Source organism: Pseudomonas sp. GCEP-101 (assembly GCF_025133575.1).
Lineage (GTDB): Bacteria > Pseudomonadota > Gammaproteobacteria > Pseudomonadales > Pseudomonadaceae > Pseudomonas > Pseudomonas nitroreducens_B.
The window spans coordinates 2,545,127-2,564,230 of record NZ_CP104011.1 but is presented as its reverse complement, the minus strand read 5'-3'; the positions used below and the strand labels follow the sequence as shown (position 1 = coordinate 2,564,230).

The following is a 19,104-nucleotide window of genomic DNA, read 5'->3' as shown; positions in this document are numbered from 1 at the left end:
CCACTACGAAGCTGTGAACACCGCCGCGCCGGGTCGTTCAATGGAACCGTCCGGGTGGCTCGGTGGCAGAGGGGCGACCTGCGGCAATGCGCGACACGAGGGTTCGCGAGCACGCTCGCTCCTACCTGAAGCATCGCACCTGCGCTCTCCCCCGCCCTGGCTGCGCGCCCCGCTCCGAAGGGAGAGGGTTAGGGAGAGGGAAATACACGCACGGATTTTCAGATGAAGACAGTTGCCTACGACAGGCCGCGCTCCAGCGCCGCCCACAGCGACTCGACGCTGTCGAACTCCCGGTCCACCGCGGGCAACACCGGCCGCGCCAGGATCAGCACCGGCACGCCGCGCTCGCGGGCGACCTGCAGCTTCGGCTCGGTGGCCTGGCTGCCGCTGTTCTTGCTCACCAGTACGTCAGTGCCCAGGCGGGTGAACAGGTCGCGCTCGCCGTCGAGGGAGAACGGCCCGCGCGCGCCCAGTACGTCGGCGCGCGCGTTGCCGGGCAGGCTTTGCAGGCAGCGCACGGTCCAGTGCTGGTGGGCGGGAATCTCGTCCAGGTGTTCCAGCGGCTCGCGGCCCAGGGTGAACAGCGGGCGCCTGAATGGTTCCAGCGCCTGGATCAGCGCTGGCCAACCGGCCACCTCGCGCCAGTCATCATCGGCGCCCGCCTGCCAACCCGGGCGCCGCAGCGCCCAGCAGGGCACGCCGGCCAGCTGCGCAGCACAGGCGGCGTTGGCGCTGATCTGCGCGGCGTAGGGATGGGTGGCGTCCAGCAGCAGGTCGAAGCCGCGCTGGCGGATGAAGTCCGCGAGGCCTTCGGCGCCGCCGTAACCGCCCACCCGCACCTCACAGGCGAGGTCGTCCGGCACCTTACCGAGGCCGGCGAGGCTGTACAGGTGCTGCGGCCCAAGACGGCGCGCAATGGCCAGCGCCTCGCCGATGCCGCCCAGCAGCAATACTCGCTTCATCGCACCTCCAGGGCCTCGCCCACCAGGTTGCCCTGGCGGTCGATGGCGAAGACTTCCAGCGTCACTTCGGCGGGCACGATGCGCCGGGCAAAAGCCAGCGCGCGGGCGCAGACGGCATCGCCCAGCGCTATGCCCTCGGCGCGGCACAGCGCCAGTGCCTGCTGGCTGGTATTGGCGTCGCGCATGCGCTGTTGCAGTTGCGCCGACGCGCCGATGTCCGCCGCCCACTGGGCCAGCTGCGGCAGGTCGATGCTGGAGTGGCGGCTGTGCAGGTCCATGTGGCCGGCGGCGAGCTTGCTGATCTTGCCGAAGCCGCCGCAGACGCTGAAGCGCTCCACCGGCACCTTGCGCAGGTGCTTGAGCGCGGCGCCGGCAAAATCGCCCATCTCGATCAGCGCGGTGTCGTCGAAGCCGTAGCGACGGCGCATGGCGTCCTCGCTGGCGTTGCCGGTGCAGGCGGCCAGGTGGCGGAAGCCGTTGGCGCGGGCGACGTCGATACCCTGCTGGATCGAGGCGATGTAGGCCGAGCAGGAGAACGGCCGGACGATGCCGGTGGTGCCCAGGATCGACAGGCCGCCGAGGATGCCCAGGCGCGGGTTCATGGTCTTGAGCGCCAGCTCGGCGCCGCCTTCGATATTGATCGTGACGTCGAAGCCGCCGGTGTAGCCGCACTCCGCCGCCAGCGCGGCGAGGTTGGCCTGCATCATCTGCCGCGGCACCGGGTTGATCGCCGGCTCGCCCACCGCCAGCACCAGCCCCGGCTTGGTGACGGTGCCGACACCTTCGCCCGCCCGGAAGCGTACGCCCGGCTCGGCGCTCAAGGTGACGCGGGCAAAGACCAGCGCACCGTGGGTCACGTCCGGGTCGTCGCCGGCATCCTTCAGCGTGCCGGCTTCGGCACCCTCGGCGATGAGCCGGCAGAACGCCAGGCGCAGCGTCGCGCTGCGCTCTTTGGGCAGGGATATCTGTACCGCGTCGAGCGCCTCACCCGTCAGCAGCAGGCGCGCCGCCGCCAAGCTGGTGGCCGTGGCGCAGCTGCCGGTGGTGTAGCCGCTGCGCAGCGGGCGGGGTGCTTCGGAAGTCTCTTCGCGCATCGTCAGTCGGCCAGAGGCTTGCACACGTCCAGCAGGGTGATCGGCAACGCCGCACGCCAGGTATCGAAGCCGCCCAGCGGCTGGGCCTGAGACACCGACAGCCGGGTCAGCTCGCCACCGATGCGGGCGCGCCAGCTCAGCAGCAGGGACTCGCTCTGCAGCGTGACGGCATTGGCCACCAGCCGGCCGCCGGGCTTGAGCTGCTCCCAGCACTGTTCGAACACGCCGGGCAGGGTCACGCCGCCGCCGATGAAGATCGCATCGGGCCGCTCCAGCCCCTGCAAGGCTTCCGGCGCCGCGCCGCAGACCAGTTGCAGCGCCGGCACGCCAAGCGCATCGCGGTTGAAGCGGATATGTTCCTGACGCCCTTCGTTGGCTTCGATGGCCAGGGTGCGGCAGCTCGGGTGCGCGCGCATCCATTCGATGCCGATGGAGCCGCAACCGGCGCCGACGTCCCACAGCAGCTCGCCCGGCCGGGGCGCCAGCCGCGCCAGGGTGACGGCGCGCACGTCGCGCTTGGTCAGTTGGCCGTCATGGCGGTAGGCGTCGTCCGGCAGGCCGGTGGTCAATGGCAGGCGAATCGCCTCGGCGCCCGCCGCGCACTGCACCGCGACCAGGTTCAGCGCAGCGGTCTCGCTCGTCGACCAGTCGCTGGCGAGCCCGTCGATGCGTCGTTCGGCATCACCGCCCAGGTGCTCCAGCACGCTGAGGCGGCTGGCACCGAACCCCCGCTCGCGCAGCAGCGCGGCGATGGCGGCCGGGCTGCTGCCATCGTTGCTGAGGATCAGCAGCTTCGCGCTATCGTGAATCTGCGCATGGAGGGCGGCCAAGGGGCGTGCCACCAGCGAGAGCAGCGTGCAGTCCTGCAATGCCCAGCCCAGCCGCGCCGCGGCCAGGGAGGCGGAGGACGGCGCGGGAAGCACGAGCATTTCCTCGGATGGTACCTGCCGGGCGAGGCTCGCGCCGACGCCGAACAGCATCGGGTCGCCGCTGGCCAGCACGCAGGTGGGCTCACCTCGCCGGCGCAGCACCGGCTCCAGGCTGAACGGGCTCGGCCAGGCCTGGCGGCGGGCGCCCAGGCAAGGCGGCAGCAGGTCCAGCTGGCGCGGCGCGCCGATCACTTCGCTGGCGGCGAGCAGGGCGCGGCGCGCGGCCTTGCCGAGGCCGGCATAGCCGTCCTCGCCGATGCCGACGATGGTCAGCCAGGGCGTCATGAAATGTCCTCTGGGGTGCGACGATCGATCCGACGGGCAGGCTTTTCCTGACGTCGGGCAAAGCAGGCATAATACCCGCTTCGTCGGTGCTCGTAGGACGCTTCGCCTTTCACGGTGGGTTTCCCAGAGCCGAAGAGGGAACACGGTTAAGCCGTGGCTGCCCCCGCAACTGTAAGCAGCGAGTCCGCGCAATGCGGCGGCACGAGAACGATGTTCCGTGCCGCCGGCCAGGCCACTGGGCAACCGGGAAGGCCGCGCTGGATGAGGACCTGCCAGCCAGGAGACCTGCCGACGAAACCAGTCGCGCGTGCAGACATCGAGCGGGGTGTATCGGTGTCGTGAAATCCCCTGTGGGGATTCGCAGGTCACCGCGACCCAGCCCTGGTGACCACCGTGCACGACTCCTCCGCTCTGCCCGTCCGCCCGCATGCCTGCCCCGGCCTGCTGCGTATCGTGGCCTCCCGCGATGGCGGCATCTGCCGCATCAAGCTGCCGTGCGGGCAACTCGATGCCACCGCCGCGCGCGCCATTGCCCTGGCCGCCGAGCGCCACGCCGGCGGCGTTCTGGAAGCGACCAACCGCGCCAACCTGCAGATCCGCGGCGTGCACGCCGGCGCCGAAAGCGCGCTTAGCCGTGACCTGCTGGCGGCCGGCCTCGGCCCCCGCGAGCTGGCGGCGGACGACGTGCGCAACCTGCTGGTCAGCCCGGCGCTGGGCCTGGACCCTGGCAGCGCTTTCGATGCCAGTCCGCTCGCCCGCCAGTTGCTCGACCTGCTGGAACGCACCCCGCGCTTCCACGGCCTGTCGCCCAAGTTCGGCATCCAGCTGGACGCCGGCGAAGCGCTGGCGATGCTGGAGCATCCCAACGATATCTGGCTGTCGGCCATGTCCGCCGACGCCGCGCCGCTGTTCGCCGTCGGCCTGGCCGGCTGCCCGCCGCAGCGCGCCACCGATCGCCCTGCCCTCGCCGCTGTGACCGCCGCACAGGTGCCCGTGCTGGTGGACACCCTGCTGCACCTGTTCCTCGATCTCGCCGGCGACGGCCAGACGCGCCTGCGCCACCTGCGCGAGATGCTGCGCGACGACCTGCTGCTGGAGCGCCTGCAACAGCGCCTGCCGTTCGAACTGCAGCTCGGACCGGCTGTGGATAACTGGCGGCGTCCTGCACCACGGGCGTTCGGCCACCTCGGGATTCATCCGCAACGCCTGCCGGACCACGCCATGATCGGCGCGGGATTCGTCCTCGGACGCCTCGACAGCACCACCCTCTTCGGCCTGGCCGATCTCGCCGAACGCTTCAGCGGCGGACAGCTGCGCCTGACACCGTGGCAGAGCCTCATCCTGCCCGATGTGGCGCAGGCCGACGCTGCCGTGGTGCTGGGTGCGCTGGCCAACCTCGGCCTGCTGGTGGATGCCGCGCAGCCGCTCTCGCGCCTGGTCGCCTGCAGTGGCTCCAGCGGTTGCGCCCGCGGGCTGGCCGACACCAAGGCCGACGCCCTGCGCCTGGCCGAACGCCTGCGCCATGCGCCGCCCGCCGGCGTGCACCTGTGCGGCTGCCCGCGCTCCTGCGCCGCCGCCCACGTGGCCCCCTACACCCTGCTGGCCGTCGCCGACGGCCGCTATGACCTGTTCCGTCGCGCCGATGGCCTGGCCGGCTTCGGCCACCCGCTGGCGCGCAACCTGTCCCTCGAGGCCGCCGGCGATCTACTGGCCGCCCCCGGAGTCTCCATCGATGCTTGATTACATTCGCGACGGCCTGGCGATCTACCGCCAATCCTTCGCCACTATTCGCGCGGAAGCCGATCTGTCCGCCATCCCCGCGGACCTTGAGAAACTCGCCGTGCGGGTGATCCACGCCTGCGGCATGGTCGACGTCGTCCAGGACCTGCGCTTCTCCGCGGGCGCCGGGGCCATCGGCAGGGCGGCGCTATCCGCCGGCGCGCCGATCCTCTGCGATGCGCGGATGGTCGCCGAGGGCATCACCCGTGCGCGCCTGCCGGCGCACAACGAGGTGATCTGCACGCTCAACGATCCGGATGTTCCGGCGCTGGCCCGCGAGCTGGGCAACACGCGCTCGGCAGTGGCGCTGGAGCATTGGCGCGAACACCTGGAAGGCAGCGTGGTAGTGATCGGCAACGCCCCGACCGCCCTCTTCTACCTGCTCGAAATGCTCGACGCCGGCGCACCGAAACCGGCGCTGATTCTCGGCTTCCCGGTGGGCTTCGTCGGTGCCATGGAGTCCAAGGACGCCCTCGCTGCCGACAGCCGCGGCGTGCCCTACGTGATCGTGCGCGGCCGCCGTGGCGGCAGCGCGATGGCCGCCGCGGCCGTCAACGCCCTGGCCACGGAGGTGGAGTGATGACCGGCCGCCTCATCGGCCTGGGCGTAGGCCCCGGCGACCCGGAACTGCTGACCCTCAAGGCCCTGCGCCTGCTGCGCGCGTCCCCGGTGATCGGCTACTTCGTGGCCAAGGCCAAGCACCATGCCGGCCAGGGTGGCAACGCCTTCGCCATCATCGAGCAACACCTGCTCGATGAGCAGCAGCGCCTGCCGCTGGTCTACCCGGTGACCACCGAGAAGCTGGAGCCGCCGTTGACCTACGAAGGGGTGATCAGCGACTTCTACGACACCGCCGCCCAGCAAGTGGCGATGCACCTGGATGCCGGCCGCGACGTGGCGGTGATCTGCGAGGGCGATCCGTTCTTCTACGGCTCGTACATGTACCTGCATGACCGTCTTTCAGAGCGGTATGACACCGAAGTCGTACCCGGCGTCTGCTCGATGCTCGGCAGCGCGGCGGTGCTCGGCGTGCCGCTGGTGTATCGCAACCAGAGCCTGTCGGTGCTGTCCGGCGTCCTGCCGGAAGAGGAACTCAAGCGCCGCCTGGCCGACGCCGACGCGGCGGTGGTGATGAAGCTCGGCCGCAACTTCGACAAGGTCCGCCGCGTGCTGCACGAGCTGGGCCGCGACGGCGGCGCGCACTACGTCGAGCGCGCCACCATGCGCGAGCAGCGCATCGTTGCGCTGGACGAGGTCGACCCGATGGCCTCGCCGTACTTCTCGATGATCGTCATCCCCGGCCAGCGGTGGAACGGCTGATGCGCGCGGCCATCGTCATTCTCGGCCAGGGCGCGCTGGCCACGGCGCGGCGCCTGCAGGGCATTTATCCACAGGCGCGTGTGCTGGGCCTGAAGGACCGCGTCGAAGGTGCCGACGAGTCCTACGCGAACTTCGGCGACACCCTGCGCCAGCTCTACCGCGACGGCACCCCGATCATCGCCCTGTGCGCCGCCGGCATCGTCATCCGCACCCTCGCCCCGTTGCTCATCGAGAAGGGCGGGGAACCGCCGGTGCTGGCCGTCGCCGAAGACGGTAGCGCCGTGGTGCCGCTGCTTGGCGGGCTCGGCGGGGTGAACCGCATGGCTCGCGAGATGGCCGCCGCGCTGGAGGTGCCCCCGGCCATCACCACCAGCGGCGAACTGCGCTTCGGCGCCTGCCTGCTCGATCCGCCTCCGGGCTACGCGCTGGCGGACATCGAACAAGGCAAGCGCTTCGTTTCCGACCTGCTGGGCGGCGATAGCCTGCGCATCGAAGGCGACGCGCCCTGGCTGGACGAGCTGGACCTGCCACTGGCCGACGATGCCGCGCATACCCTGCGCATCGACGCGCGCGCCGAAGGCATCGCGTACAACGAGCTGCGCATCCACCCGCGCCTCGTCCTCGCCCATGTCACCCTGGTGGATTCGCAACTGCCCGAGCGCATCCGCCAGGGCCTGGCCCAAGCCGGGCTGGCCGAAGCGTCGCTGGCCGCGCTGGTGGCGCCCCGCTGCCGCATGGCCGATCCGGCCCTGGCCGATGCCGCCGGCGAGCTGGGCGTGCCGTTGCGCTTCATCGACGGCGACGACGAGCTGCCGCCAGCCGTGCTGCAGGGCGACTCCTTCCACCTGCACCGCGCCGCCAGCCCGGCCGACGCCGAGGGTATCGGCCAGCCGCGCGGGCGACTCAGCGTGATCGGCCTTGGCCCCGGCGCCAGCGACTTCATGATTCCCGCCGTGCGCCGCGCGCTGGACGAAGCCCAGGACCTGCTGGGCTACGAGACCTACGTGAAGATGGCCGAGCCGCTGCGCGATGATCAGGTGCGCCACTGCACCGACAATCGCGAAGAAATGCAACGCGCCCGCCACGCCTTCGAGCTGGCCGCCAGCGGTCGGCGCGTGGTGGTGATTTCCTCCGGCGACCCGGGCGTGTTCGCCATGGCCGCCGCGGTAATGGAGGCGCTGCACGAGAGCAGCGACCCGCACTGGCATGGGGTCGAACTGGAGGTGCTGCCGGGGGTGTCCGCCGCGTTGGCCGCCGCCGCCAAAGCCGGCGCGCCGCTGGGGCATGATTTCTGTCTGATTTCGCTGTCGGACAACCTCAAGCCCTGGGAGACCATCGAGCAGCGCCTGGACCACGCCGGCGCCGCCGACCTGGCCATGGCCTTCTACAACCCGATCTCCAAGGCGCGGCCCTGGCAACTGGGGCGCGCGCTGGACATCGTTCGCCGCCATCGCACAGCGCACACGCTGGTCGTGCTCGGCCGCGACATCGGCCGCCCGGCCGAGGCGCTGCGCGTCGTCACCCTCGGCGAGCTGGTGCCGGACATGGTGGACATGCGCACCCTGGTGATCGTCGGCTCGTCGCTTACCCGACGCTTCCCCCGCGCGGGCGGCGGCGACTGGGTGTACACGCCGCGCTGGTATCGCTGACCGTTTTCTGTAGGAGCGAGCTTGCTCGCGAACAGATTTCCCGGCAGCGCTGGTGCCGAGAGGTTCGCGAGCAAGCTCGCTCCTACCGGAAACGCCCCGTGGCGCGGCCGGCGCCACGGGACCTTCTTGCCTTAGTACTCCGCCGCGTGGCGGTAACGTGCTTCCAGCTCCAGGGAAATACGGTAGGCCTGCGCCTCGCCTTCGGTATGGAAGATGCCGACCAACTGGCCTTCCTGGTGCACATCCCAGCAACGCCCGCCGTGGGCGCGGAACTCGCGGGATTTATGGTCGTCGTCACGCTCGGTCACTGTAATGCTCATGTCTTTCTTCTCCGGTTTTGCCGTACATCAAGGCAATGCCAGAATCATTTAATTAGCTAGCTAATTAAATACTCGCCCGCGAGAAAGACTCTTACGAAGTTTCGCCAAAACGAGCGTCCCAGAAACGCAAAAGCGCAGCTCGAAGGCTGCGCTCTGGGTGACGATTCCGTTCGACCTAGAACGGAATGTCGTCGTCGAAGCTGTCGTAGTCCGGAGCCGGTTGCGGCGCGGGCTGGGACTGCTGCTGCGGCGCAGGGCGCTGGGCCTGCTGCGGACGCTGCTGCGGCTCACGGGGAGCGCGCGGAGCGTCGTCACCACCGGCGCCCGGACGGCCGCCCAGCAGCTGCATGTTGCCGTTGATGTCCACCACGATTTCGGTGGTGTAACGGTCCTGGCCGTCCTGACCCTGCCACTTGCGGGTACGCAGGCTGCCTTCGACGTAGATCTGCGAACCCTTGCGCACGTACTCGGCGACGATTTCCGCCAGGCGACCGAAGAACACCACGCGGTGCCACTCGGTACGCTCCTGCTGCTGGCCGGTCTGCTTGTCCTTCCAGCTTTCGCTGGTGGCCAGGGTGACGTTGGTCACCGCGTTGCCGTTGGGCATGTACCGGGTTTCCGGATCGCCACCGACGTTACCCACCAGAATGACTTTGTTAACCCCACGGGCCATGACGCTCTCCTAAAGGCTTCAGCACGTCGCCTGCTCGGCGCCGGCGAGGCGCGCGAGGGACGTGCGATCAACTTGTTGGGAATCCACTTTGACATAAGCGGCCGCTTCTTCCACGACCACCATCACATCGCTCACACCGGGCAATGCCTTGAAACGCTCAGCCAACGAAGCATCGCGCAGCGCCTCGTCGGACAGAGGCAGGCGGATACTCGTTACATAAGGCGGTTCACGCATGGTAACAGCAATCGCCAGCCAGAGGGCAGCCAGCACGGCGCAGCCGATGAACACCCCGTCCAGCCCGCCGTGCTGGAACATCCAGCCGCCCAGGATGCCGCCCACGGCGGCGCCGAGGAACTGGCTGGTGGAATAGACGCCCATCGCCGTGCCCTTGCCGCCGGCCGGGGACACCTTGCTCACCAGCGACGGCAGCGAGGCCTCCAGCAGGTTGAACGCGGTGAAGTAGACGATGATGCCGAACACCAGTTCCTTGAGGCTGTTGCCGAACTCCCAGAAGAACAGTTCGCAGAGCATCAGGGTCGCCACGGCGCCGGTGAGCACGCGCTTCATCTGGCGCTTCTTCTCGGCGTAGATGATGAAAGGGACCATGCCGAAGAAGCCCACCAGCAGCGCGGTCAGGTAGACCCACCAGTGTTCTTCCTTGGGCAGCCCGGCGCGCTCCACCAGCGCCAGCGGCAGCGCGACGAAGCTGGCCATGAGGATGGCGTGCAGCACCAGGATGCCGGCGTCCAGGCGCAGCAGTTCGCCGTTCTTCAGGGTCGGCAGCAGCGACTGCTTGGCCACGCTGGATTCGCGGTGCTGCATGCGGTGGTCGGGGGTCGGCACGAAGAACAGGATGATCAGCATGCCCACCAGGGCCATGCCGGCGGTGAACCAGAACAGGCCGTGCAGGCCGAACCAGTGGGTCAGCACGGGGCCTGCGACCATCGCCACGGCAAAGGACACGCCGATGCTCATGCCGATCATGGCCATGGCCTTGGTGCGGTGCTGCTCGCGAGTGAGGTCGGAGAGCATCGCCATCACCGCCGCCGAGATCGCTCCGGCGCCCTGCAGGACGCGGCCGGCGATGATGCCCCAGATGGAATCGGCGTTGGCCGCCAGGGCGGCGCCGGCAGCGAACACCAGCAGACCGACGATGATGATCGGCCGGCGGCCGATGCGGTCGGACAGAGTGCCCAGCGGAATCTGCAGGATCGCCTGGGTCAGGCCATAGGCGCCGATGGCCAGGCCGATCAGGGCAGGCGTGGCGCCGGCCAGGTCCTGGCCGTAGGTGGCGAGCACCGGCAGCACCATGAACATGCCGAGCATGCGGAACGCGAAGACCAGGGACAGGCCGGCGGCAGCGCGGGTTTCGGTGCCGCTCATGCGCTCAGTGTGGGAATCGTGCATAGGCCCCTCATGGAAAGACGAAAAACGGGAATGCGCTACATTGCCCCCGTGGCGAGGCGTCATCCGGGCCTTGCAGAGCCGGTTGTCGCCCACGCCGAAAAATAGCCGCGCATTCTACCAGTCCTGCGGTCCAACGACACGTACGCGCCACTTTGCCGCGTGCCGACCCCGCCCCGTATACTCATCTGTTTTCGCCCGCCAAGCGAGGCCGTAGTGGACAAGATCCTCATCCGTGGGGCCCGTACCCACAACCTGAAGAACATCGACCTGACCCTGCCGCGCGACAAGCTGATCGTGATCACCGGCCTGTCCGGTTCCGGCAAGTCTTCCCTGGCCTTCGACACGCTGTACGCCGAGGGCCAGCGTCGCTATGTGGAATCGCTGTCGGCCTATGCCCGGCAGTTCCTCTCCATGATGGAAAAGCCCGACGTCGACACCATCGAAGGTCTGTCGCCGGCGATTTCCATCGAGCAGAAATCCACGTCGCACAACCCGCGTTCGACCGTGGGCACCATTACCGAGATCTACGACTACCTGCGCCTGCTCTACGCCCGCGTCGGTATTCCGCGCTGCCCGGACCATGACATCCCGCTGGAGGCGCAGACCGTCAGCCAGATGGTCGACCAGGTACTGGCGCTGCCCGAAGGCCGCAAGCTGATGCTGCTGGCCCCGGTGATCCGCGAACGCAAGGGCGAACACCTGGCGGTGTTCGACGAAATGCGCGCCCAGGGTTTCGTCCGCGCCCGCGTCGACGGCAAGCTCTACGAGCTGGATGACGTGCCCAAGCTGGACAAGAAGCTCAAGCACTCCATCGACATCGTGGTGGACCGCTTCAAGGTGCGCGGCGACCTGCAGCAGCGCCTGGCGGAGTCCTTCGAGACGGCGATCAACCTGGCCGACGGCATCGCGCTCGTAGCGCCGATGGATGATGAAGAAGACGAAGAGATGATCTTCTCCGCCCGCTTCGCCTGCCCGATTTGTGGCCACTCCATCAGCGAGCTGGAGCCCAAGCTGTTCTCCTTCAACAACCCGGCCGGCGCCTGCCCGACCTGCGATGGCCTGGGCGTGAAGCAGTTCTTCGACGCGCGACGGGTCGTCAACGGCGAGCTGACCCTGGCCGAAGGCGCGATCCGCGGCTGGGACCGGCGCAACGTCTACTACTTCCAGATGCTCGGCTCGCTGGCCGGGCACTTCGGCTTCAGCCTGGAAGAGCCGTTCCAGAACCTCGACCCGGAACACCAGAAGTTCATCCTCAACGGCTCGGGCCGGGAGAATGTCGAGTTCCGCTACCTCAACGACCGTGGCGACATCGTCAAGCGCGCGCACCCCTTCGAGGGCATCCTGCCGAACCTGGAGCGCCGCTACCGCGAGACCGAGTCGACCACCGTGCGCGAGGAGCTGGCCAAGTTCCTCAGCACCCAGCCCTGCCCGGACTGCCACGGCACCCGCCTGCGCCGCGAAGCGCGGCATGTGTGGGTGGGCGACAAGACGCTGCCGGCGATCACCGCGATGCCGGTGGGCACGGCCTGCGAGTACGCCGAGAGCCTGACCCTCACCGGCCGCCGCGGCGAGATCGCCTCGAAGATCCTCAAGGAGATCCGCGAGCGCCTGCAGTTCCTGGTCAACGTCGGCCTCGACTACCTGACCCTGGACCGCAGCGCCGACACGCTCTCCGGCGGCGAGGCCCAGCGTATCCGCCTGGCCAGCCAGATCGGCGCCGGCCTGGTGGGCGTCATGTACATTCTCGACGAACCCTCCATCGGCCTGCACCAGCGCGACAACGAACGTCTGCTGGGCACCCTCACCCACCTGCGCAACCTGGGCAACACGGTGATCGTGGTGGAGCACGACGAAGACGCCATCCGCCTGGCCGACTACGTGGTCGATATCGGCCCGGGCGCCGGCGTGCATGGCGGGCAGATCGTCGCCGAGGGCACGCCGCAGCAGGTCATGGACCATCCTGACTCGGTCACCGGCGCCTATCTGTCCGGCCGCACCAAGATCGTCGTGCCTGCCGAGCGCACCCCGCGCAACAAGAAGCAGTTGCTCAAGCTCAAGGGCGCACGCGGCAACAACCTGCAGAACGTCAACCTGGAAATCCCGGTCGGCCTGTTCACCTGCATCACCGGCGTCTCCGGCTCTGGCAAGTCGACGCTGATCAACAACACCCTGTTCCCGATCACCGCCACCGCGCTCAACGGCGCCACCACCCTGGAAGTGGCGCCCTACGACTCGTTCGACGGGCTGCAGCACCTGGACAAGGTGGTGGACATCGACCAGAGCCCGATCGGCCGCACCCCGCGTTCCAACCCGGCCACCTACACCGGGCTGTTCACGCCGATCCGCGAGCTGTTCGCCGGCGTGCCGGAAGCCCGTTCGCGTGGCTATGGGCCGGGGCGCTTCTCGTTCAACGTCAAAGGGGGCCGCTGCGAGGCCTGCCAGGGCGACGGCGTGATCAAGGTGGAGATGCACTTCCTGCCGGATATCTACGTCCCCTGCGACGTCTGCAAGGGCAAGCGCTACAACCGTGAGACGCTGGAGGTCCGCTACAAGGGCAAGAGCATCACCGAGGTGCTGGACATGACCATCGAGGACGCCCGCGCGTTCTTCGACGCGGTGCCGGCCATCGCCCGCAAGCTGCAGACGCTGATGGACGTGGGCCTGTCGTACATCAAGCTGGGCCAGAGCGCGACCACGCTCTCCGGTGGCGAGGCGCAGCGGGTGAAGCTGTCCCGCGAGCTGTCCAAGCGCGATACCGGCAAGACCCTGTATATCCTCGACGAGCCGACCACCGGCCTGCACTTCGCGGATATCCAGCAACTGCTGGACGTGCTGCACCGCCTGCGCGACCACGGCAACACCGTGGTGGTCATCGAGCACAACCTGGACGTGATCAAGACCGCCGACTGGCTGGTCGATCTCGGCCCTGAGGGCGGCTCCAAGGGCGGCCAGATCATCGCCACCGGCACGCCGGAGCAGGTCGCGGCGATGGCGGTGTCGCACACCGGGCACTTCCTCAAACCGCTGCTGGAGCGCGATCGGGCCTGATCCGCACCGGGATGAAAAAAGCCCCTGCCGCCAATCGGCGCAGGGGCTTTTTCTTGGGCCCTTCTGTAGGAGCGAGCTTGCTCGCGAACGGAGCTTCCCGGCGACAGCGGCGTTGGGCGGTTCGCGAGCAAGCTCGCTCCTACTAAAAGCAAAAGCCCCCGAAGTCGGGGGCTTCTGTGTGAGCGATCTGGCCGATCAGATCTGCGACTGCAGGTAGTTCTCCAGGCCGATCTTCTGGATCAGACCCAGCTGCTGCTCCAGCCAGTAGGCGTGGTCTTCCTCGGTATCGGTCAACTGCACACGAAGGATGTCGCGCGTGACGAAGTCCTTGTGCTGCTCGCACAGGGCGATGCCCTTGGCCAGCGCGGCACGCACGTGGCGCTCGAGCTTCAGGTCGGCCTCCAGCATCTCCGGCACGGTCTTGCCCGGGTGGATGTCGTCCGGGCGCATGCGCGGGGTGCCTTCGAGCAGCAGGATGCGGCGCAGCAGTGCGTCGGCATGCTGGGTCTCTTCTTCCATCTCGTGGTTGAGACGCTCGTAGAGCTTGGTGAAGCCCCAGTCCTCATACATGCGCGAGTGGATGAAGTACTGGTCGCGAGCGGCCAGCTCACCGGTCAGCAGCGTGTTGAGATAATCGATAACCTCGGCGTGGCCTTGCATCAGCCTTCTCCCTGGGACGTGACAGCGAATTAAACGGCGCTATGGTCGCGACTGGCCATGACCGCGGTCAAGCCCGCTTTGCCCCGCAAACGCCACCGCCCTCCGAAGAGGGCGGTGGGTGAAGCGATTGCAGATCAGTCGAGCGTCAGGCCCAGCGCCTTCGCGACACCTTCGCCGTACGCCGCATCGATCTTGAAGAACAGCGCGAGCTGACGACGCTGGATGGCTTCCGGCACGCCTGCCATGTCACCGGCGATGTTCTCGTACAGACGCTGCCGCTGGGCCTCGTCGAACAGGCGGAACAGTGCGGCCGGCTGGCTGTAGTAGTCGTCATCCACGCGGTGGTTCCAGTGATCGGCACTGCCTTCCAGGGTCAGCGGCGGCTCGGAGTAGTCCGGCTGCTCCTGCCACTGGTTGAAGCTGTTCGGCTCGTAGGTGACGGTCATGTCGCCGTTGTTGCCGTCCACGCGCATGGCGCCGTCGCGGTGGTAGATGCGCGGGTTGTTGCGCGCGGCGTTCACCGGGATCTGGTGGTGGTTCACGCCCAGGCGGTAGCGGTGCGCGTCGCCGTAGGAGAACAGGCGGCCCTGGAGCATCTTGTCCGGCGAGAAACCGATGCCGGGAACGATGTTCGCCGGGGTGAAGGCAGACTGCTCGACCTCGGCGAAGTAGTTCGCCGGATTGCGGTTGAGCTCGAAGTAGCCCACCTCGATCAGCGGGTAGTCGCCGTGCGGCCAGACCTTGGTCAGGTCGAAGGGGTTATAGCGATAGGTCGCGGCTTCCTTCTCCGGCATCACCTGCACGTACATCGTCCAGCGCGGGAAATCACCGCGGTCGATGGCGTCGTAGAGATCACGCTGCGAACTTTCGCGGTCCGCGCCCACCAATTTCGCAGCGTCCTCGTTGCTGAGGTTCTCGATGCCCTGCTGGGTTTTGAAATGGAACTTCACCCAGAAGCGTTCGTTGCTGGCGTTGATGAAACTGAAGGTGTGGCTGCCGAAGCCATGGACGTGACGGTAGCTGCGCGGCAGGCCGCGATCGCTGAAGTCGATAGTCAGCTGGTGCAGCGCCTCGGGCAGGTGCGAGAAGAAGTCCCACTTCATCGTGGCGTTGCGCAGGTTGGTGCGCGGGTCGCGCTTCACCACGTGGTTGAGGTCGGGGAATTTCAGCGGGTCGCGGAAGTAGAAGACCGGGGTGTTGTTGCCCACCAGGTCCCAGTTGCCTTCCTCGGTGTAGAACTTCAGGGCGAAGCCGCGGATATCCCGCTCGGCATCCGCCGCGCCCCGCTCGCCGGCAACGGTGGAGAAACGCAGGAACAGCGGCGTCTGCTTGCCGACCTGGGAAAACAGCTTGGCGCGGGTGTAGCGCGTGATGTCGTGGGTCACGGTGAAGGTGCCGTAGGCGGCGGACCCTTTGGCATGCATGCGGCGCTCAGGAATCACTTCGCGGTCGAAATGCGCCAGCTTCTCCAGGAACCACACGTCCTGCAGCAGCATCGGGCCCCGCGGGCCAGCAGTCTGGACGTTCTGGTTATCGGCGACCGGCGCTCCGGCAGCGGTCGTCAGACGGGTGTTGTCGCTCATCGTTACTCTCCTCAACGGCGGGGTGGACGAAGACCGGCACTTCACGAAGGCTGTGAGCGCGGCCCGCCATCCCGAACGGACAATTAGGCGCCTCCACTGGCGACCTGGCTGTTGATCCAGCTCAGCAAGCAGTAGAAGTCGACGCCGTTAAGGATCGGTGACACAGGGCATGATCAGCCAATTTATTGATTCGAGCTGATCGATAGAGAAAAACTTTTCGATAGGCGATAAAAAACCGGGCACAAGGCCCGGTTTCTTATAAGGCGTGAGCCTTACTCTGCAGCTTCTACTGCTTGGCCGCCAACAGCGCGGTCAATCAGTTCGACGTATGCCATGGGGGCATTGTCGCCGGCGCGGAAGCCGCACTTCAGGATGCGCAGGTAGCCGCCCGGACGGTTGGCGTAGCGCTTGCCCAGTTCGTTGAACAGCTTGCCTACGGCTTCTTTCGAACGGGTACGGTCGAAAGCGAGACGACGGTTGGCAACGCTATCCACTTTAGCCAGGGTGATCAGCGGCTCGGCAACGCGACGCAGTTCCTTGGCCTTGGGCAGGGTGGTTTTGATCAGTTCGTGTTCGAAGAGCGACACAGCCATGTTCTGGAACATAGCCTTGCGGTGCGCGCTGGTGCGGCTCAGGTGACGACCACTTTTACGATGGCGCATGGTTCAATTCCTTTCCAAACTTTACGTTCGGTAGCTACGACGATCAGGCAGTAGCCTTGTCGTCTTTCTTGAGACTTGCCGGCGGCCAGTTGTCGAGGCGCATACCGAGGGACAGACCGCGAGAGGCCAGAACGTCCTTGATTTCGGTCAGGGACTTCTTGCCCAGGTTCGGCGTTTTGAGCAGCTCTACTTCGGTGCGCTGAATCAGGTCGCCGATGTAGTAGATGTTCTCTGCCTTCAGGCAGTTGGCCGAACGGACGGTCAGCTCCAGGTCATCGACCGGACGCAGCAGGATCGGATCGATCTCGTCTTCCTGCTCTTCAACGACGGGTTCGCTGTCGCCTTTGAGGTCCACGAACGCTGCCAGCTGCTGTTGCAGGATGGTAGCGGCGCGACGGATAGCCTCTTCAGGGTCCAGGGTGCCGTTGGTTTCCAGATCGAGGACCAGCTTGTCCAGGTTGGTACGCTGTTCGACACGGGCGTTCTCGACCACGTAGGCAACACGACGTACGGGGCTGAACGAGGCGTCGAGCTGAAGACGGCCAATGCTGCGGCTTTCGTCTTCATCGCTCGAACGGGCATCAGCCGGCTCGTAGCCACGGCCACGAGCGACTTTCAGCTTCATGTTCAGCGCGCCGTTATCGGCCAGGTGGGCGATAACATGGTCACCGTTGACGATCTCGACATCATGATCCAGCTGAATATCGGCAGCGGTCACCACACCCGAGCCCTTTTTCGCCAGGGTCAGCGTCACTTCGTCACGGCCGTGCAGCTTGATGGCCAGGCCTTTCAGGTTGAGCAGGATCTCGATGACATCTTCCTGCACACCTTCGATGGCGGAGTACTCGTGGAGTACGCCGTCGATCTCGGCCTCGACTACTGCACAGCCAGGCATGGAGGACAACAGGATGCGACGCAGCGCGTTGCCCAGGGTATGGCCGAAACCACGCTCGAGGGGCTCGAGGGTGATCTTGGCGCGGGTTTGGCTGACCACCTGCACATCGATGTGGCGGGGGGTCAGGAACTCATTTACCGAACTCTGCATGGATGCACCTATTTTCTAGCCCTTACTTGGAGTAGAGCTCGACAATCAGGTTTTCGTTGATGTCGGCGGACAGATCGGCACGAGCCGGAACACTTTTGAAGGTGCCGGACTTCTTGTCGGTATCCACTTCGACCCACTCAACGCGACCGCGCTGGGCGCACAGGTCCAGAGCTTGGGCGATACGCAGCTGGTTCTTCGATTTCTCGCGAACAGCAACCACGTCACCAGCTTTGACCTGGTAGGACGGTACGTTTACGGTCTGACCGTTGACGCTGATGGTCTTGTGGGACACCAGCTGACGGGATTCGGAACGAGTGGAACCGAAGCCCATGCGGTAGACGACGTTGTCCAGACGGCACTCAAGCAGCTGCAGCAGGTTTTCACCCGTGGAGCCCTTGCGGCGGGACGCTTCCTGATAGTAGCCACGGAATTGACGTTCCAGAACGCCGTAGATGCGGCGCACTTTCTGCTTCTCGCGCAGCTGCAGACCGTAGTCGGACAGGCGACCACGACGCTGACCGTGCTGGCCAGGAACGTTTTCTGCTTTGCACTTCGAGTCGAGGGCGCGGACGCCGCTCTTCAGGAACAGATCAGTGCCTTCGCGGCGGGACAGTTTGCACTTGGGACCAATGTAACGAGCCATTTCTCACTGTCTCCTATTACACGCGACGCTTTTTCGGCGGACGGCAGCCGTTGTGCGGGATCGGGGTTACGTCGGTGATGCTGGCGATCTTGTAACCGCAGGCATTCAGCGCACGAACAGCCGACTCGCGGCCCGGGCCCGGGCCCTTGACGTTGACGTCGAGGTTCTTCAGACCGTATTCCAGAGCAGCCTGGCCGGCACGCTCGGCCGCTACCTGGGCAGCGAACGGGGTGCTCTTACGCGAGCCGCGGAAGCCCGAACCACCGGAGGTAGCCCAGGACAGAGCGTTGCCCTGACGGTCGGTGATGGTAACGATGGTGTTGTTGAAGGATGCGTGGATATGCGCGATCCCGTCGACCACCGTCTTTTTGACTTTCTTACGAGGACGAGCAGCAGGTTTTGCCATGACTAAATTCCTAAGCGATTACTTGCGGATCGGCTTACGCGGGCCCTTACGGGTGCGCGCGTTGGTCTTGGTACGCTGACCGCGAACCGGCAGACCGCGACGATGACGCAGACCGCGGTAGCAACCGAGGTCCATCAGACGCTTGATGTTCATGTTGATTTCGCGACGCAGGTCACCTTCGGTGGTCAGTTTGCCCACCTCGGTACGCAGCGAATCAATCTGCTCTTCGCTCAGGTCTTTGATCTTTGCAGCCGGGCTGATGCCGGTGGCTGCACAGATGCTCTGTGCGGTAGTGCGACCAACACCATAGATGTAGGTCAGCGAGATAACAGTGTGCTTGTTATCCGGAATGTTTACGCCTGCAATACGGGCCATTCAGAAAAACTCCAATTGACAGCTACCCGGCGCCCAGGAAGCCAAGAAAGGGCGCGGATATTAGCGCTGTAAAAACAAATAATCAACCCGGCAGCACACTAGCTGCCGGGTTATAACGCGTGGTTCACACTCAGCCTTGGCGCTGCTTGTGACGCGGCTCCGCGCTGCAGATCACACGAACGACGCCTTCGCGACGGATGATCTTGCAGTTACGGCACAGCTTCTTTACCGATGCACGAACTTTCATCAGTGACTCCTCGAACC

19 protein-coding genes and 1 riboswitch are annotated in these 19,104 nt (G+C 66.3%); of the genes, 5 read left to right on the top strand and 14 right to left on the bottom strand.

The annotated features are described in order from the left end of the window. Positions 1–236: 236 nt before the first annotated feature. The 3 genes from N0B71_RS11710 to cbiE are packed head-to-tail and all read right to left on the bottom strand — an operon-like array spanning position 237 to position 3,270. Positions 237–962, bottom strand: a complete 726-nt coding sequence (locus N0B71_RS11710) for a cobalt-precorrin-6A reductase (protein ID WP_259759042.1) — start codon at positions 960–962, stop codon at positions 237–239. Then, positions 959–2,056, bottom strand: coding sequence for a cobalt-precorrin-5B (C(1))-methyltransferase (locus N0B71_RS11705; RefSeq protein ID WP_259759041.1), 1,098 nt, complete (start codon positions 2,054–2,056; stop codon positions 959–961). Before N0B71_RS11705 ends, N0B71_RS11710 begins: the two co-directional genes overlap by 4 nt. Positions 2,057–2,058: 2 nt before the next feature. After that, a complete protein-coding gene (gene cbiE, locus N0B71_RS11700; RefSeq protein ID WP_259759040.1) occupies positions 2,059–3,270 on the bottom strand; it encodes a precorrin-6y C5,15-methyltransferase (decarboxylating) subunit CbiE in 1,212 nt (403 codons plus the stop codon). 67 nt (positions 3,271–3,337) lie between these two features. Continuing rightward, positions 3,338–3,577: riboswitch (cobalamin riboswitch) on the top strand. Between the two features lie 86 nt (positions 3,578–3,663). On the opposite strand from cbiE, the gene cobG reads away from it, so the two are divergent. The 4 genes from cobG to cobJ are packed head-to-tail and all read left to right on the top strand — an operon-like array spanning position 3,664 to position 8,018. Next, complete coding sequence (gene cobG, locus N0B71_RS11695) at positions 3,664–5,010, top strand: precorrin-3B synthase (RefSeq protein WP_259759039.1); 1,347 nt, start codon at positions 3,664–3,666, stop codon at positions 5,008–5,010. Continuing rightward, positions 5,003–5,629: a precorrin-8X methylmutase gene (locus tag N0B71_RS11690; RefSeq protein ID WP_259759038.1), complete on the top strand. Its 627-nt coding sequence runs from the start codon at positions 5,003–5,005 to the stop codon at positions 5,627–5,629. The genes cobG and N0B71_RS11690 overlap by 8 nt, the downstream gene beginning before the upstream one ends. Next, on the top strand, positions 5,629–6,369 hold the full coding sequence (locus N0B71_RS11685) for a precorrin-2 C(20)-methyltransferase (protein WP_259759037.1): 741 nt from the start codon (positions 5,629–5,631) through the stop codon (positions 6,367–6,369). Before N0B71_RS11690 ends, N0B71_RS11685 begins: the two co-directional genes overlap by 1 nt. Beyond that, on the top strand, positions 6,369–8,018 hold the full coding sequence (gene cobJ / locus N0B71_RS11680; protein ID WP_259759036.1) for a precorrin-3B C(17)-methyltransferase: 1,650 nt from the start codon (positions 6,369–6,371) through the stop codon (positions 8,016–8,018). Before N0B71_RS11685 ends, cobJ begins: the two co-directional genes overlap by 1 nt. Before the next feature lie 131 nt (positions 8,019–8,149). Here cobJ and N0B71_RS11675 read toward each other — a convergent pair whose 3' ends face one another. The 3 genes from N0B71_RS11675 to N0B71_RS11665 form a co-directional block, all read right to left on the bottom strand. Next, entirely contained in the window at positions 8,150–8,338 is a 189-nt protein-coding gene (locus N0B71_RS11675; RefSeq protein ID WP_259759035.1) for a hypothetical protein, read from the bottom strand. A gap of 175 nt (positions 8,339–8,513) precedes the next feature. Further along, positions 8,514–9,011, bottom strand: a complete 498-nt coding sequence (gene ssb / locus N0B71_RS11670; RefSeq protein WP_259759034.1) for a single-stranded DNA-binding protein — start codon at positions 9,009–9,011, stop codon at positions 8,514–8,516. Positions 9,012–9,029: 18 nt separating this feature from the next. Continuing rightward, entirely contained in the window at positions 9,030–10,418 is a 1,389-nt protein-coding gene (locus N0B71_RS11665; protein ID WP_259759033.1) for an MFS transporter, read from the bottom strand. Positions 10,419–10,631: 213 nt separating this feature from the next. On the opposite strand from N0B71_RS11665, the gene uvrA reads away from it, so the two are divergent. After that, positions 10,632–13,466: an excinuclease ABC subunit UvrA gene (gene uvrA, locus N0B71_RS11660; RefSeq protein WP_259759032.1), complete on the top strand. Its 2,835-nt coding sequence runs from the start codon at positions 10,632–10,634 to the stop codon at positions 13,464–13,466. Positions 13,467–13,661: 195 nt separating this feature from the next. On the opposite strand, the gene bfr is transcribed toward uvrA, so the two are convergent. The 8 genes from bfr to rpmJ all read right to left on the bottom strand — a co-directional run bounded on the left by bfr (position 13,662) and on the right by rpmJ (position 19,087). Then, positions 13,662–14,126, bottom strand: coding sequence for a bacterioferritin (gene bfr / locus N0B71_RS11655; protein WP_259759031.1), 465 nt, complete (start codon positions 14,124–14,126; stop codon positions 13,662–13,664). A gap of 134 nt (positions 14,127–14,260) precedes the next feature. Further along, on the bottom strand, positions 14,261–15,709 hold the full coding sequence (gene katA, locus N0B71_RS11650; protein WP_259759030.1) for a catalase KatA: 1,449 nt from the start codon (positions 15,707–15,709) through the stop codon (positions 14,261–14,263). Positions 15,710–15,981: 272 nt separating this feature from the next. Further along, positions 15,982–16,371, bottom strand: a complete 390-nt coding sequence (gene rplQ / locus N0B71_RS11645) for a 50S ribosomal protein L17 (protein ID WP_015475338.1) — start codon at positions 16,369–16,371, stop codon at positions 15,982–15,984. 43 nt (positions 16,372–16,414) lie between these two features. Further along, positions 16,415–17,416, bottom strand: a complete 1,002-nt coding sequence (locus N0B71_RS11640) for a DNA-directed RNA polymerase subunit alpha (RefSeq protein ID WP_009617182.1) — start codon at positions 17,414–17,416, stop codon at positions 16,415–16,417. 22 nt (positions 17,417–17,438) lie between these two features. Then, the gene (gene rpsD, locus N0B71_RS11635) at positions 17,439–18,059 is read right to left on the bottom strand and encodes a 30S ribosomal protein S4 (protein ID WP_259759029.1); all 621 of its coding nucleotides are present in this window, start codon (positions 18,057–18,059) and stop codon (positions 17,439–17,441) included. 16 nt (positions 18,060–18,075) lie between these two features. Beyond that, positions 18,076–18,465 (bottom strand): 30S ribosomal protein S11, encoded by a 390-nt coding sequence (rpsK, locus tag N0B71_RS11630; RefSeq protein WP_003093689.1) that lies wholly within the window; start codon positions 18,463–18,465, stop codon positions 18,076–18,078. 18 nt (positions 18,466–18,483) lie between these two features. Continuing rightward, a complete protein-coding gene (gene rpsM, locus N0B71_RS11625; RefSeq protein WP_015475336.1) occupies positions 18,484–18,840 on the bottom strand; it encodes a 30S ribosomal protein S13 in 357 nt (118 codons plus the stop codon). Between the two features lie 130 nt (positions 18,841–18,970). Continuing rightward, positions 18,971–19,087 (bottom strand): 50S ribosomal protein L36, encoded by a 117-nt coding sequence (gene rpmJ, locus N0B71_RS11620; protein WP_002555468.1) that lies wholly within the window; start codon positions 19,085–19,087, stop codon positions 18,971–18,973. Positions 19,088–19,104 lie beyond the last annotated feature (17 nt).